A 15,352-nucleotide genomic window follows, 5' to 3' on the forward strand; every position below is an offset into this window, starting at 1 on the left:
ATCAACAAAGCCTAAATCCCCTATTGATATCTTTAAGAATTTTTTTACGCCATATTGGTTGTTCTTTTAAATTTTCAAATTCAATTTCTTTGATAATTTTGAAATATAAATATTCTCCTCTAGAAGATGTATCCACAATAAAAAATTTACCAACACCTCTATAAACCAATTTTTCACTATTTGAAAGATTATTCTCAACCGTTAATTTGTTAATAGCACAATCAAAATGAACGGGCTTATCTTCATTTTTAACCTTTAAAGACATACTAAAAACAAGATCATTTATTTTTTTTTCACAAATAGCACAAGTAATGTCAAAATTTATTCTTGTTTTAAATTTTATACTTCTTCTTCTAAATTTACCTTTAAAAACATTTTGTTTATCTGGATTTAAAACAGTAGATTTACTATTAGAATTGTTTAACGGGAAAACATTTTGACTTTTACTCTCAGAATTTAACTTTTTATTTTTAAAACCATAAAAACGCTTATTGTATTTCTGAAAATTACTACTACCCTTAAACTTACTCTGAGTATATTTCAAAATCAACTCTCCTTAACGACAACAAATAAATATTTGTCCTACAAAAATAAAAAATTAGTAAGAATAGTTAACTAGTGTCCTTAATCGCAGCAAATGCATGACCAAGCTTGCTAAAATTATTTTTTAAAACATCAAAAATCCTAAATCTCTGAATAAAAACTCACACAACAAAAAATCATTCAAAAATGATTTTTAATCATAATCTAATTTGCTTCATCTCATGACCTAATTTACTAAAATATTTAAAATAACTTAAAAATTAATGTCTAATCTTTTTAGTATTAAGACGCTCCTTTATCTTCATAGCAGCTTTACCAATTCTATTTCTCATATAATAAAGCTTTGCTCTTCTAACCTTTCCTTTTCTTAAAACTTCAACTTTTTCTATAATAGGAGAGTATACTGGAAAAATTTTTTCAACGCCTATTCCTGAAGAAATTTTCCTAACTAAAAACGTTTTGCCAATTCCTTTATTTTGAAAAGCAATAATAATCCCTTCAAAACTCTGCAACCTTTCATTACTACCTTCAATAATTTTATAAACAACCTTTACAGTATCTCCCACATTAAAGACAAAAGTCTCATTTTTCTTATTCTGAGCTTCAATTTTTCTTATCAAATCCATCATCTTCTCCTATTATCTCTAAATATTTAAGGTATAAATCATATCTATTTTTCTTAGTTTTTTCTATAGCTTTAAAAAGCCTCCAATTCTTTATATTTTCATGATGCCCTGAAACAAGAACTTCTGGAACCTTTATCCCCATGAAATTATAAGGCCTAGTATAATGAGGATATTCAAGTAACCCATTTTTCACACCAAATGATTCTTCTAATAAAGAATTAGGATTTATTACTCCATCTAGCAGTCTATATAAACTATCTATTAACACAAGAGCTGCAATCTCTCCTGAAGATAAAACATAATCTCCAATGGAAATCTCAAAATCAACATACAAATCTATAATACGTTGATCAATCCCTTCGTATCTTCCACAAATTATAACAATTTCTTCTTTTTTTGACAAGGAATAAGCCAACTCTTGGGTATACTTTATACCAGAGGGACTTAAAAATATTGTTGTTTTCTTAGTAGCTTCTACATACTCAAGAGCAAAAGACATGGGTTCAGCCTTTAATACCATCCCAGCACCTCCTCCATAAGGCACATCATCACATCTTTTATATTTATCTTTTGAAAACTCTCTAACATCAATAAGCTCAAAACTTACTATTCCTTTGTCAATAGCTTTTTTCATTATTGAATTTTCAAAAAATGGTTTAATTATTACTGGGAAAAGGGATATAACTGTAAATTTCATCTTAAAAGATCTAAAACCTTAAGCTCAATTGTTTTCTTACTAGTATCTATATCTCCAATATAAATGCCTAAAAAAGGGATAAAAAAAAACTTAATACCCACTTTAACCTCAAGAAATACACTATTTAAATATTCAAAGAAAGCTACAACTTCTCCTAACTTCCTATTGTCATTAACAATAGCATAGCCAATCAATTTTCCCAAATAATATTCGCCTTCTTTCAAACTCGATGCAAGCACATCATCAACCCACAATTCAAAACCAATCAAAGGCTTAACTGACTCGGGGGTATCAATTCCTTCAAACTTCAAAAATAAGGAATTGCTCTTTATATTAACATCTACAATTTTAACTTCAATGGCAAAACCATTGCTTTTTTTCAAAAGAACTTTATTATTTTTTAGGTTAATAAAATCATAAAAATTATTGGATATGCTTTTGACCTTAGCATATCCATTAACTCCATAAGACGACAATATCACGCCTTTAATAAACATAAATCAATCTAAAATTTCCAATTGCACTCGCCTATTGGTTTTAGCAGCACAAGCTCCAAGCAAAGTCCTAATAGCTCGTGCAATACGACCTCGTCTCCCAATTATCTTACCTACATCACTTTGAGAAACTCTTAATTCTAAAATAGTTGATTTTTCCCCTTCAATTACATTTAGCTTTACTTCATCTTGTTTGTCTACAAGAGACTTTACTATAAACTCTATAAGTTCAATCTCATTTCCATACTCTTTCATCTAAACCTCCTGACTTTTAGTATTCAAGTTGTTTTTATTTAAAAGCATTTTCACTGTATCACTTAAAATTGCTCCCTTGCTTATCCAATCTTTAATTCTATCTTCCTTAATTTTTATTTGATTTTGCTTTTCAACAGGATGATAATAACCAAGCTCTTCAATTGCCCTGCCATCTCTAGGAGAAGCAGAATCCATAACCACAATCCTATAATAAGGTCTTTTCTTAGCCCCCATTCTCTTCAATCTTATCTTAACGCTCAAATTTATTCCTCCTTATTTTCCCAAAAGGGATGCAATCTTATTTTGAAAATCTTTATTTTTCATTTTTTTCATAATCAAAGATGTTTGACTAAACTTTTTTATGAGCTTATTAACATCAAAAATAGTCGTTCCACTTCCTAAAGCTATTCTTTTTTTTCTTGAAGGATTGTTCAAAATAACTGGGTTTACTCTTTCTTTTTTAGTCATGGAAAGAATAATAGCTTCTTCTCTATTAAAACTTTCTTCATTCAAATCACCCATATTCAACATTGTTTTTGAAGCACCTGGTAAAAAACTTACAAAATTAGAAAACCCTCCCATTTGTCTCATGCGTCTAAATTGGCTTAAATAGTCTTCAAAATTAAAACTAGCTTTATTAATTTTTTCTTCAAGTTTAATAATCTCTTCTTTGTCAACAATACTTTGAACCTTCTCTACAAGACTAACAACATCCCCCATGCCAAGAATTCTAGAAGCAATTCTTTCTGGGTAAAAGAAATCAAGATCTTCAATTTTTTCTCCAACCCCAATAAATTTAATAGGAACTGCACAAATACTTTTAAACGACAGTACAGCGCCTCCTCTGGTATCTGAATCAAACTTAGAAAATATTGCACCAGTAAGCCCAACATTCTCATTAAATTCCTTAGCAATATTTGCTGCAACTTGCCCCATCATAGAGTCTAGCACCAAAATGGTTTCTGCTGGATGCAAAATCTCCTTAATTTTTTTTATCTCTTCAACTAATGAAGATTCAACCTCAAGTCGTCCTCTAGTGTCAACTATTACAGAATCAAAAAACTCAGACTCGGCAAACCTCATAGCAGCTTTAACAATCTTAATAGGATCTTTTTCTCCTTCAAGTGAAAATACCGGAACATCTATTTGATTGCCCAATATTTTTAACTGCTCTATAGCCGCTGCTCTAAATGTATCGGCAGCTACAAGAAGCACTTTTCTATTTTCTTTTTTAAGCCTTAAAGAAAGCTTAACACATGTTGTAGTCTTGCCAGAACCTTGAAGTCCAAGCATAAGAACATAAGATTGTTTATTAACAGGATATAAGCTAAGCTCACAACTTTTGCCTCCCAAAAATTTAACAAGATTATCATTGACAATTTTAATAAACTGAGATTTAGGATCAATACCTCTTAAAACTTTCACTCCCTTGGATTCTTCAATTATAGAATTTAAAAAACGTCTTACAACTCTTAAGTTAACATCAGCGTCAATTAATGAATTTTTGATAATCTCAATAGCCTCTGCAATATTTTTGTCATTTATTGTAGATTTCCCAGAAAGATAATTTACAAAATTTTTAAAATTTGACCCCAAACTTTCAAGCATTAAAAATAACCCTTATTCTCAAAAATAATCTTATCAAATATAAGATACAAAAAAAGGCAATATTAATCAATATCTCCTCCTGTCAAATAAAATTTATTAAAAATAACACTAGAAGCGGGCCCAACAACAGAAATTTCGGTATCTAATGAACTAAGCTTTAATACTACATTTTCTTTATTGCGCTTTTTAATCTCTTCTTTTAACAAATCAAAAAAAGCTTTTAATTTAAAACTTTGACCATAGAGCACCAAATAATTAAAATCGAGCATTCTTTGAATATTAATAATAATTATTGCCAAATATTTAACCGTATCTTCCATAATTTTATTTATAAAATCATATTTTTCATAAAGAGAAAAAATATCATATATTGTAACCTTTTTCAATCTACCTTCATACTTTTCATAAAGCTCAGGAATCTCACCATTCATAAATTCTTTCGAGATTAATCTCTGCAAAGCAAAATTAGATATTAGCATATTAACACAACCTTTATTACCACAAGTTGGGCAATTTTTCTCTCCTTCATAATCAATTATCATGTGGCTAACCATACCTGACTTATTATTAAAACCGGGATAAACATTGCCACCTGACCAAATAGAAAGTTCAGCAGTATCCGTATAGTCAAAAAACATAATATTATCTATATTTTTACCCATAAATTCAGCAAGAGATAAATTTTTAACATAGCTTTCAAGATAAACTGTAAGTGAAAAATATTCCTCAAGTATTCTCTTAACAGGAACATCTTTTTCAATCCACGCTCCATAACTGTCATTAACAATGCCTGATTCTTTATCTTTTATTAAACCTATAATACTAAAACCTAAGCCAATAAACTTATCTCTTGAGAAATTATGCTTCCAAATAATTTCTATCATATGATCTTTTATTTTTTCTAAAATATCATAAGCACTAACTGGGGGCTCAAAAGAATGAGTCTCGCTTATTAAAACCTCACATTTAAGATTAGCAATACCTATTTGAAAATAATTACTAGAAATAATAACTCCCATTGAATACGCATAATCTTTATTAATATCAAGAAGTATTTCTTTTCGTCCATGTTTTTTAATATCAGATACTCTAGAGCCAACTTCGATTAAAAGATTTTCTTTTATCATTTGATTAGTCAAAATAGTAACCGCAGCATTTGTTAAGGTTAACTTACGAGCTAAGTCTGTTCTTGAATATTGCATATTTTTCAAACTAAGAAGAATTTTTTTTCTATTTCCACCCCTAATTGAAACCATATTTTCACCTTGCATAATACACCTCCTTTATTTTTTAAAATAAAAAAATATTATAGAATATCATATCAAAAAAACCCAATATAATATTCTATCTACTCCCCAAAGACAAACATACCTTTATAAGGTTAAAAATATTTTACATCATAATAACAGATTCATAAACTATTAAAAATTTACAGCTTAACAAAAAAATGAATAAAATCATTTTTATAAAAACTCATTAATAAAAATTAATTAGATTTATAAAATAATAAACACAAGAAAAGCTATTTGCCCAAAAACTAAAACTTTAACTTAGTTTTTCCTTAAAATAAGAAAATTCCATAGTAAAACTGCCTCTCCCTTTAGTAGAACTTCTTAAAATAGAAGCATACCCAAAAAGCTTCTCGAAAGCCGCCTCTGATTTTATCAAATCATACTCTCCAACATTGCTAACGGAATGAATAATACCCTCTATAATACTTAATGAAGAAATAATTTCTCCTGTATGCTCAATAGGTGTTCTAATTTCCAATAACATTATTGGTTCAAGTCTAATAGGGCATGTTTTTTGAAAAATATTATGAAAAGCAAATCCTGAAATTGATTCAAAAACACTCTCACTAATCTTACTAGTCTCACAGACAATAGAAAAAATGATAACATTAATATCAATAATAGGATATCCAAAAATTCCACTTACAAATGCGGCTGTAATTCCCCTCAATATTGCAGATTTAATTGCAGAATCAATACCACATTCGAAATCAATTTTATTTCCTTCGCCCCGCGACAAAGGTTTAATGATCATTCCAATTTTAAAATCAATATTTTTGCCAGCAAAGATATTATTAAACCTAAAAATTTCTTTTACAATTTTACCCGCACTCTCTCTGTAGCTTACTTGAGGTTTTCCTGTATGAACATTAAGATTAAATTCATCTTTAACTCTAGTCAAAATAATCTCAAGATGCAATTCGCCCATCCCAGATATAATCAATTGCCCTGTTTCTTTGCTCTCAGAATAACTAAAAGTAGGATCTTCTTTAGATATTATTTCAAAAATTTGCTTTAGCCTAACCTCATCTGATGATCTTTCAGGCTCAACAGACATTAAAACAACTGGCTCTGGAAACATAACAGATTCAAGCAAAATATTATTGTCTTTCTCAATAAGAGTATCCCCTGTAACGGAAAACTTTAATCCTAAAACAGCACCAATGTCACCTGTTTTCACGAAATCTATTTGTTCATTTTTATTTGAAAAAACTCTAAAAATTTTTGTAAACTTTTCACGCTTACCATTTGAAGCATTGACAATTTTTTTATTAGCATTAATCTCACCAGAATAAACCCTAACAAAATAAAGATGAGAAGCAATTACACTTGAATACTGAACTTTAAAAACAAGAGCTGACAATTTTTTATTTTCATTAGGATCAACTAAAATTTTTTTATTTGTATCTAAAGAGAAAGCACCAAAATTTTTTTCAAAAGGACTTGGTAAATAATCTACAATCGAATCAATTAAAGACTCTATTCCAATATTTTTTAAACTAGTTCCCATTAAAACAGGAATAATAAATCTAGAAATAGTGCCTCTTCTAATCTCGCTCTTAATAATATCTAAACCAATCTCTTTGTCTTCAAGAAATAATTGAGTAATTTCTTCACTAAATTGGCTAAGAATGTCTATTAATTTTTTCTTAAAAAGAACTACTTTTCCAATAAATTCTTCTCTAACTTGGCTATAAGTTAATTTTGGAACTCCCTTTTCCATTACAAAATGAAGTTCTTTATTTAAAAGAATATCAACTACTCCTTCAAAATTGCTTTCATTTCCAATTGGAATTTGCAAAACTAAAGGAATAGTTTTAAACTTATTTTCAATATCTCCTACAACTTTAAAAAAATCAGCACCTATTCTATCCATCTTATTAACATAAGCAAGTCGTGGAATTTCATATTTTTCTGCTTGTTTCCAAACAGTTTCTGTTTGAGCTTGAATTCCATCAACAGCGCTAAAAATAACAACGCCCCCATCAAGAACTCGAAGAGATCTTTCAACTTCTGCAGTAAAATCAACATGCCCTGGAGTGTCAATAATGTTTATTTGGCAACCCTTCCAATGGCAAGTAATAGCAGCCGAACTAATAGTAATTCCTCTTTCTTGCTCTTGAGGCATCCAATCAGTAACGGTGTTTCCAGAATCAACATCTCCCATTTTATGACTTTTGCCAGTATAATAAATAATTCTTTCCGTGGTAGTAGTTTTGCCAGCATCAATATGAGCCATAATTCCAATATTTCTAATACCCATAAAATCCCCAACAACAACTTAAAGCCTTAATACAGATAAAATAATCATTATCGCAAGTCAACCCTTTTAATAAAATTGTTATTTTATATTGCGCTCGCAACATTTGTGCTTATCGTGACAAAAACAATTACAATTTTCAAGCAATGCCTTATGCATCCATAAATATTTCTCAAGATCACTCATGATGTCATCTATAATATTAGCAGTACCATAATCACAAGCAGCATCAATTAATCTTCTCATTTCAAAAATATTTTTCAAAATCTCAGAAAGACTACAAACAATGCTTTGCATTGAAAGTAAAAAATTAGAAGTTGATTCAATATCAAGTTCCTTAATAAAGGATTTTTTCATAAACTCAGAATATCTAAATTCAGAATCATATCCAAGCATTCTTGAACGTTCTGCAACAATATCAATAATCTTTTCAACATATTCATAAAGATCTTGGGTTTTTTTGTGAATAACAAAGAAATTAGTATCTTTTATATTCCAATGAATACCTCTTAAATTAGAATAAAAAATATGCAAACTTGCCAACAGTTCTTGTAATTTTAACTGTATTGCTTCTAAATCATCCTTTTTTATATAAATTAAATACTTTTCCATAACTATCTCCCTAATACAATTATTATAATGCATAATGAGATATAATTATGATTTTAATATTATAATAAATAAAAAGAAAAAGGATCTTTGATGAAAAAATTGATTTTGATTTTTGCACTATTTTTGTCTCAAGCATGCAATTTAAATACAATACATCCATTAGATACAAAAGAAGATATGAAAATCCTATATTCAGAAATTGCTGAATTGAGAAAAAATTTAAATCTAAACCATCTAGAAATAGATGATACTCTTGAAAAAGTTGCAAAAGAATATGCTATCAAACTAGGCGAAAATAAAACACTAACTCATACCCTTTTTGGCACAACCCCAATGCGAAGAATACACAAATATGATAACACCTTTAATTTAACAAGAGAGATACTAGCATCAGGAGTCGAACTTGACAGCGTAGTTAATGCATGGCTTAATAGCCCGAGCCACAAAGAAGCTCTTGTTAATACAGATACAAATAAAATAGGTGGCTATAGATTGAAAACAGCTAACAATGTTAATATATTTGTGGTTCTTTTTGGAAAAAGAAAAGAGAAGAATTGACACTATTAAAACTTATACTGTATACTATCTATTAGCAAAAAGGGCTCATAGCTCAGTTGGTCAGAGCGCCTGCCTTACAAGCAGGATGTCGGGAGTTCGAATCTCTCTGGGCCCAAAAATAACCTAAACTTCAATTACTTTTAATTCTAAGACCAAGTTTATTTTAGAATTTTCAAGTATATTGTTTAATTTTTTTTGAACTGCATTGGCTTTTTCTAGATTTTCAAAAAGAAAAATAAACGCTCCTCCTTTACCAGAACCACTCAACTTACCAGAAAGAGCACCTAGCTCAAGTCCCCTATTTATCAACCAATTAAGAGTATCATTAGACAACCCTAAGCGCTTTAAACATCGGTGTGCAATATTCATTTCGCTAGCTAAAGAATATACATCCTTATTCAGAAAAGAAACAAAAGCATTGTTTACAGCAAGACCAAGTTTTTCAATAAAAACAAATAAATCGGAATTAGATAATAACTGTTTTTTTAAATCAACAACAATTTCTTTAGTCGTAAAATCTCTTTTTATCGCTCCTATTAAAAAATAAAAACCAGAATCTTTTAATTTTATTGAATTTAAAACATCTTCTTTTTTCTCCAAATAAAAAGTTCCACCAAGATCAATCAGTCCAATATCCATTCCAGAAGATTTTCCATGAAAAATGTTTTCAATTTGATTTGCTAACAAAATTTTATTACAATCCCTGTATTCAAAATGACTTGTAATATATTCTGCAAAACACAAACTAAGACTAGCAGAAGAACCAAGGCCAACTCCAATAGGAATTTCAGAAAAAATGGTAAACTCAATCGGATTAACTTTGCTGTAATTTGAAACAATAAAGCTTATTAAGCCATTTAATCTTGTACTGGGCTCTCCTAAATATTTCCAATTTTTAGACACTCTGTAAACCAGATCCATATAAATCGGAACCGTGGCTCCAATAACTGGAAATCCGTAAACAGCGCTATGTTCGCCTAAGAATAATATTTTAGCAGGTTTCCTTATTCTTAGCATTTATCGCTTTCGAACTTAATACTTTCACGCTCTAAAACAATCGGAATAATTTTTGACAAATCAAAAGCTTTAATATTAGGCCTGTAAACTAAAAAAGTTTCATTTCCAGCCCCCAAAGCTTTAATCAAATCACATTGATATCGAAGGTGTTCAAAACTTGGAGGCAAAGTTGCTGAAACCCCTATTGCCTCTCCAATTGCCAATCCTAATTCTTTAGCTCTTCTTAAACTAGAAATTAATGCGGACTTAGAACTACCAACACTTGAAACAAGTTTTTTCATCTCCAAATTACATTTCAATATAAAATCTAAAATAGAATCTCTATGTTTATTGTACTCATAAATAGAATCGGTAGTTTTAACTGCTTGCAAACCCTGCATCAAATAAAAATCATCAAACTCTACAACACCTAGCTGCCTGCATTTAGGAGTAAAACCACCTTCAAACTCAATAGCACCTCCAAAAATACTAGTGGCAATATCATATCCACTACCTATTCCTCCTTGAGAGTGTCTATAAGCTTCCAAACAATATTTAAAAATTTCACCTTTATCAACAACATTAGTAACATTATAAATTAAAAAAAGTCCACAAACTATGCCAATAGCAACAACAGCGCTTGAGCCAAATCCCTTTTTAGTTCCGTCATTAAAGAAAAAATTGCTTGTATCAATATACACATCATATGCGATGCTCTCTAGATTAAAAAAATAATTTTGATTCAAATACTCAAACATTTTAAAAACAAAATCATTTCTACTTTCTATTAAAGAAAAATCGTCTATCTTTTTCTTTTTGCTAAAGAAACGCCAAGAATCACTCTTTTTAAAAGAAAAAAATGCTCTCTTGTCGATAGCAATTGCCAATCCCAATCCCTTTTCCTCTAAAATAGTATATTCCCCCATTAAAAGCAAATTCCCAGGCACAGAAAAACTAATTAAATCCATTCTAAATCACACCCAACCTTTGAAACAATAAAATTAATGCTAGTAAAATTTTGCTTAAGTCCTTTTAAAATAGTATTTAAATTTTTTTCCAAACAAATAAGCTTCACTTGGGGGCCTGCATCCATTGTCTCAAATACAAAAATTCCTTCATTTCTCAAATTAGCAGCATATTTAATTAAATCTATTGTACTACTTTTAAAATAAAAAATAGAAGATGCAAACATTAAAGCAAACATATTTTGATAACTTTTTACAATATTTGCTCCAAAATGTACAAAGTCTTTTTTTAAAAAAAAATATAAAGCATCTTTAAAAATCTTTTTACTAGAGGCAATCCAAGCATCATAATAAAATTCATGGTGTTTACAAATATTCATTGCAGCTCTTGAAGACAACTCTTTTTCATTAGTATCAATTATGGCAAATATTATGCGCAAATCATTAAAATAAGATTGATCTCTTAATTGAAAAGATTCTTTTGAACCTTCTTTTAAAATAGTAAATCCCCCATAAATAGCCCTTGATGCAGAAGCTGATCCTACTCTTGCAAGATTAGATGCACTATTAAAAGAATATTTATTAAAATATTTCAAAATACAAGCAGCAATTGAAGCAAAACCTGAACTCGAACTTGCAAGGCCTGCTGCTGTTGGAAAATTGTTTTCACTTTTAATTCTAAATCTAACATTTGGTTCATTAAGAATTTTTCTTGCATAATCAAAAAACACCTTTTCTCTATTTTGCAATATAATTGGCCTTGAATTTAAAATTATTTCATCTCGATCTGAAAGCTCAAGCTCACTTATTGAATAAAACTTATCAACACTAACAGCAAGACTAGAGGTTGCTGGAATATTTAAACAAACATCCTTCTTGCCCCAATATTTAATTAAAGCCAAGCTTGCATTAACTTTGCACTTTACCTTCATTCTCTAACCTTATTTTCTTTAAAATTTTAAAAGCAAAATCAAAAGAATAAATATCCATTCTTTCCATTTCTAATAATAATTTGTTTTTCTCAAAATCAGAAATATCATATTTTGTCTTTAACAGGTAAAGTATTTTATTAACATGCAATCTCATGTGACCTTTTTGAATTCCATCAAATGCAAGAGCCCTTAATGCGGCAAAATTACTAGCAAGCCCAACACAAGCAAGAATGCCAATGAATTCACTCTTACTATTTACATTCATAATTTTAAAACTTAAAATTGAAGCTTCACTAAAAGATATAACCCCGCCTTTAGTTCCAACTTGCAAAGGAATTTCAATTTCTCCAACCAAAGCATTATCAATAGTATAAAATTTACTAAGGGGAAGATATTTTCCGCTTTTTGAAGCAAACCTATGCACAGAAGCCTCAAGCGCTCTTGTATCATTAAAAGTAGCAAGGCACACTCCTGTAATCCCATTCATAATACCTTTATTATTAGTAACAGCTCGCTCCTCTTCATAGAAACCTATATTAGAAATAAGTTCAATTTTTTTAGCTAAATTAAAAGAATTCTCTTTATTTAATAGCAAATGTTTATAATCTAAAACAAAACAAGCCTTGACTGTAAATTCACTAATATCATTGCTTAAAACTTTTAAAACACATTCATATCCAAATTCTAAAAAAATACGTTCTGCTATACGCTCTGCAATTGAGTTTAGCAAATTAGCACCCATAGCATCACAGGTGTCTAAATAAAGATTCAATTTTTGAATACCAAGCTCTTTAATATACTTAGTTGACAATCTTCTAAATCCACCTCCTCTTTGATTCATATTAAACAAAAGAGGTTCAATCCAAGTTTTGATTTTATCATCAAGATCAATAAAAATTTTACTTAAATCTTTCTCTGATTTTATATAAATCTGAGAAATTCCCAACACTTCACCTAAAGAATACTTCAAATTAGCATTTTCAAGAATTTTTGCTGCAAAATTCAAGGCAGCAACAACAGAAGATTCTTCTGTTGCAATAGGCAATGAATAGTATTTGCCATTTATTTTCAAATTTTTTACAATTCCAATAGGAAAAGACAAATATCCAATATAATTTTCTATCATATTAAAAAGAAAATCTTCATCAGCATTATTATAAAAAAAATCTTCAAAAGATAATCCTAAAAAACTTTTTATCTCTTGCCTTTTTTCTAAAACACTTTTATGTCTAAAATTTTTGCTAAGCTCCATAAAAATGCTTAAAAACTCCAAGCTCAGCAAGCAAGTAGCTACTTAAAAAATACTTATTATTTCTAAGTTCTGACAAATTTTTACTTCCACTTAAAAACATAGACATTTTTAAAACATGCTCATAATCAGAAAAAAGATTAAATACAGAATCTTCTCCTGAATCGTAAAAAGCCCTAAGAACAACTGCCGCAACACCTATGAGCTTAGCTCCAAGAGCAATACCTTTGGCAATATCCATGCCCGTCTCATATCCACCAGATGCAAAAATATTAGCCTTTAGAGAATCATCAATGCTAAGCAAAGTAAAAATCGAAGGAATACCCCAATCAGAAAAACAAGATGCAATATTTAGATTATTGCCCTTTATGCCTTCTACTAAAACCCAATTAGTTCCACCACTTCCAGCAAGATCAATATAAGAAACACCAAGCTTAAATAATTCCTTAACATCATTTGGTGAAATTCCAAAACCTGTCTCTTTTACAATCAATGGAACACTTAGAAAGTCAGACAATTTAGCTATTGACTCTTTTATTCCTTTAAAATTTCTGTCTCCATTAACATTCATCAATTCCTGACCTGAATTGAGATGAACAATAATTGCATCAACTTCCAATCTCTTGATCATTTCAGCTACTCTGGAAATACCAAATTCAACAATCTGAACAGCACCAACATTGGCAAACAAAGGAATATTATGGGCATATTTTTTAAGGGTAAAGTCTTTTATGTACTCAGGATACTTAAACAAAAGTTTAAAAGAGCCTAAACCAATGGGAATTTTTAAATAATTTGCAATTTTAACTAAAGATTTGTTAAAATCATTCCCTTCTTTACTGCCCCCTGTCATGGAAGAAATAAAAACAGGCATGCTAATATTGTATCCGAATATTTCTTCTTTTATGCTTATCTCAGAAAAATTAAAATCACTAAGAGCATTATGCTTTAGCTTAATAAACTTTAAAAAATTGCATCCGCTTTTAACATCGTTTTCATTCAAACAAATCTCAATATGCCTTTTTTTATTTTCTAATATATTAGGCTCGATACCCATAAACTCGGTATCCATCATTTCTTAGTTCTTTTAAATAAAATCCTCTAGATTCACCAGGAATTATTTTATTTTGAAAGAAATCTTTATATTCTTCAAAATTCGCATTATTTCTATTTTTCAAAAGTCCATCAAGATCCCATAATTTAACAACATCAAAAGCACCTTTCTCAATAGTAAATTCATAAATAACCATGATATTACCAGATCCATAAGAACAAAACAATATCTTTTCCCCTGAAATATCTTTCTTGGAAAATACTCTTTTTAAATAAAATGCTAAAGATAGAAAAATTGAACCCGTATACAAATTCCCCACTTCCATGGCAGCTTCAACTCCATCGTAAAAATCTATTGATTCTAAATAAGCATTTCTAACAGATTCGTCATCACTATAATATTTTTTTAAAATATAATGCATTGAATCTATTGGCATCTTAGCAAAAGGAACATGTAAAATAAATCTATAATTAGAAAATAAATCTTTCATGTTAAGCTGCTTTTTGAAAGCAAAATCTCTTAAAGCATTTTCATTTGCATTATTGTAACATTCAACCGAATATTGGCCTCTCACCTTAGCTTCAACGCTTCCAAAAGGCCTAAAAAAATCATCAACATCATCGGTATAAACTCCAAATTCAGATAAATTGATCGAGAGTAGCTTTGGATTTTTTTCAACCAGAATTGCAGTTGCACCAGCTCCTTGGGTAATCTCAGCCGTAGTAAGATTGCTATAATGCGCAATATCTGAAGAAAAAACTATGCCATATTCAGAATTATTAGAATGACTTAAAACACTTGCTACACTATGTAAAGACATAGCAGCACCAGCGCACGCATGTTGAACTTGGAAAGTTAAAAAATTATTTCTCAGACAAATACCCGACTGCTTTAAAGCTCCAAAAACATAAGAAGAAATTGACTTTGAATGATCAACACCTGTCTCAGTTCCTCCCAAAAGCATTCTAATTTTGCTTAAATCAAGGTTATTGTTGTCAAAAATAAGCTTAACAGCCGAACTTGCCATAGTTACACTGTCCTCATTAGGACTTGTAAACCTAAAACCCTTTTGCAAGGTTGCATCTATTGCTCTATTGATTTTTTTAAAAAAAACTTCATTAGAATGATATAAAGAATTTTTTAAAAGAACAGAAAAGTCTAAATAATTTAAAGGTAAAAAAATCCTAATATCACTAATACCTATTTTCATA

General features: G+C 29.5%; 17 protein-coding genes and 1 tRNA gene. 2 read left to right on the forward strand and 16 right to left on the reverse strand.

All coding sequences use genetic code 11. From position 1 onward, the window contains the following. Position 1: 1 nt before the first annotated feature. The 10 genes from BLO14_RS00745 to BLO14_RS00790 all read right to left on the reverse strand — a co-directional run bounded on the left by BLO14_RS00745 (position 2) and on the right by BLO14_RS00790 (position 8,387). Complete coding sequence (locus tag BLO14_RS00745) at positions 2–544, reverse strand: hypothetical protein (protein ID WP_091971775.1); 543 nt, start codon at positions 542–544, stop codon at positions 2–4. Positions 545–803: 259 nt separating this feature from the next. After that, a complete protein-coding gene (rplS, locus tag BLO14_RS00750; RefSeq protein ID WP_091971778.1) occupies positions 804–1,169 on the reverse strand; it encodes a 50S ribosomal protein L19 in 366 nt (121 codons plus the stop codon). Beyond that, on the reverse strand, positions 1,147–1,866 hold the full coding sequence (gene trmD, locus BLO14_RS00755; RefSeq protein WP_091971780.1) for a tRNA (guanosine(37)-N1)-methyltransferase TrmD: 720 nt from the start codon (positions 1,864–1,866) through the stop codon (positions 1,147–1,149). Before trmD ends, rplS begins: the two co-directional genes overlap by 23 nt. Next, positions 1,863–2,363, reverse strand: coding sequence for a ribosome maturation factor RimM (gene rimM / locus BLO14_RS00760; RefSeq protein ID WP_091971782.1), 501 nt, complete (start codon positions 2,361–2,363; stop codon positions 1,863–1,865). The genes trmD and rimM overlap by 4 nt, the downstream gene beginning before the upstream one ends. Positions 2,364–2,366: 3 nt before the next feature. Continuing rightward, complete coding sequence (locus BLO14_RS00765) at positions 2,367–2,615, reverse strand: KH domain-containing protein (RefSeq protein WP_004791279.1); 249 nt, start codon at positions 2,613–2,615, stop codon at positions 2,367–2,369. After that, a complete protein-coding gene (gene rpsP, locus BLO14_RS00770; RefSeq protein WP_091971784.1) occupies positions 2,616–2,876 on the reverse strand; it encodes a 30S ribosomal protein S16 in 261 nt (86 codons plus the stop codon). It abuts the gene before it with no gap. Positions 2,877–2,888: 12 nt separating this feature from the next. Continuing rightward, complete coding sequence (gene ffh / locus BLO14_RS00775) at positions 2,889–4,223, reverse strand: signal recognition particle protein (RefSeq protein WP_091971786.1); 1,335 nt, start codon at positions 4,221–4,223, stop codon at positions 2,889–2,891. A gap of 62 nt (positions 4,224–4,285) precedes the next feature. Beyond that, positions 4,286–5,494 (reverse strand): host adaptation transcriptional regulator BadR, encoded by a 1,209-nt coding sequence (gene badR / locus BLO14_RS00780; RefSeq protein ID WP_091971788.1) that lies wholly within the window; start codon positions 5,492–5,494, stop codon positions 4,286–4,288. A gap of 274 nt (positions 5,495–5,768) precedes the next feature. Continuing rightward, positions 5,769–7,778: an elongation factor G gene (fusA, locus tag BLO14_RS00785; RefSeq protein ID WP_091971790.1), complete on the reverse strand. Its 2,010-nt coding sequence runs from the start codon at positions 7,776–7,778 to the stop codon at positions 5,769–5,771. Between the two features lie 78 nt (positions 7,779–7,856). After that, on the reverse strand, positions 7,857–8,387 hold the full coding sequence (locus BLO14_RS00790; protein WP_091971792.1) for a Dps family protein: 531 nt from the start codon (positions 8,385–8,387) through the stop codon (positions 7,857–7,859). A 90-nt stretch (positions 8,388–8,477) separates the two neighbouring features. On the opposite strand from BLO14_RS00790, the gene BLO14_RS00795 reads away from it, so the two are divergent. After that, positions 8,478–8,945 (forward strand): BB0689 family surface lipoprotein, encoded by a 468-nt coding sequence (locus BLO14_RS00795; protein ID WP_091971794.1) that lies wholly within the window; start codon positions 8,478–8,480, stop codon positions 8,943–8,945. A gap of 41 nt (positions 8,946–8,986) precedes the next feature. Further along, positions 8,987–9,060: transfer RNA gene (locus tag BLO14_RS00800), tRNA-Val, on the forward strand. Positions 9,061–9,068: 8 nt separating this feature from the next. Here BLO14_RS00800 and mvk read toward each other — a convergent pair. Genes mvk through BLO14_RS00830 form a run of 6 tightly spaced genes read right to left on the reverse strand, consistent with a single transcriptional unit; the run spans position 9,069 to position 15,351 of the window. Beyond that, positions 9,069–9,962 (reverse strand): mevalonate kinase, encoded by an 894-nt coding sequence (mvk, locus tag BLO14_RS00805; protein ID WP_091971796.1) that lies wholly within the window; start codon positions 9,960–9,962, stop codon positions 9,069–9,071. Further along, positions 9,956–10,909, reverse strand: a complete 954-nt coding sequence (locus BLO14_RS00810; protein WP_091971798.1) for a GHMP family kinase ATP-binding protein — start codon at positions 10,907–10,909, stop codon at positions 9,956–9,958. Before BLO14_RS00810 ends, mvk begins: the two co-directional genes overlap by 7 nt. Further along, positions 10,900–11,838, reverse strand: coding sequence for a diphosphomevalonate decarboxylase (mvaD, locus tag BLO14_RS00815; RefSeq protein ID WP_091971800.1), 939 nt, complete (start codon positions 11,836–11,838; stop codon positions 10,900–10,902). Before mvaD ends, BLO14_RS00810 begins: the two co-directional genes overlap by 10 nt. Further along, positions 11,816–13,090: a hydroxymethylglutaryl-CoA reductase, degradative gene (locus tag BLO14_RS00820; protein ID WP_236736385.1), complete on the reverse strand. Its 1,275-nt coding sequence runs from the start codon at positions 13,088–13,090 to the stop codon at positions 11,816–11,818. Before BLO14_RS00820 ends, mvaD begins: the two co-directional genes overlap by 23 nt. Further along, positions 13,080–14,144, reverse strand: coding sequence for a type 2 isopentenyl-diphosphate Delta-isomerase (gene fni, locus BLO14_RS00825; protein ID WP_091971802.1), 1,065 nt, complete (start codon positions 14,142–14,144; stop codon positions 13,080–13,082). The genes BLO14_RS00820 and fni overlap by 11 nt, the downstream gene beginning before the upstream one ends. Further along, positions 14,128–15,351, reverse strand: a complete 1,224-nt coding sequence (locus tag BLO14_RS00830) for a hydroxymethylglutaryl-CoA synthase (RefSeq protein WP_091971804.1) — start codon at positions 15,349–15,351, stop codon at positions 14,128–14,130. Before BLO14_RS00830 ends, fni begins: the two co-directional genes overlap by 17 nt. Position 15,352 lies beyond the last annotated feature (1 nt).

The sequence above is a fragment of the Borreliella japonica genome (genome assembly GCF_900099615.1).
GTDB classification, from domain to species: Bacteria; Spirochaetota; Spirochaetia; order Borreliales; family Borreliaceae; genus Borreliella; species Borreliella japonica.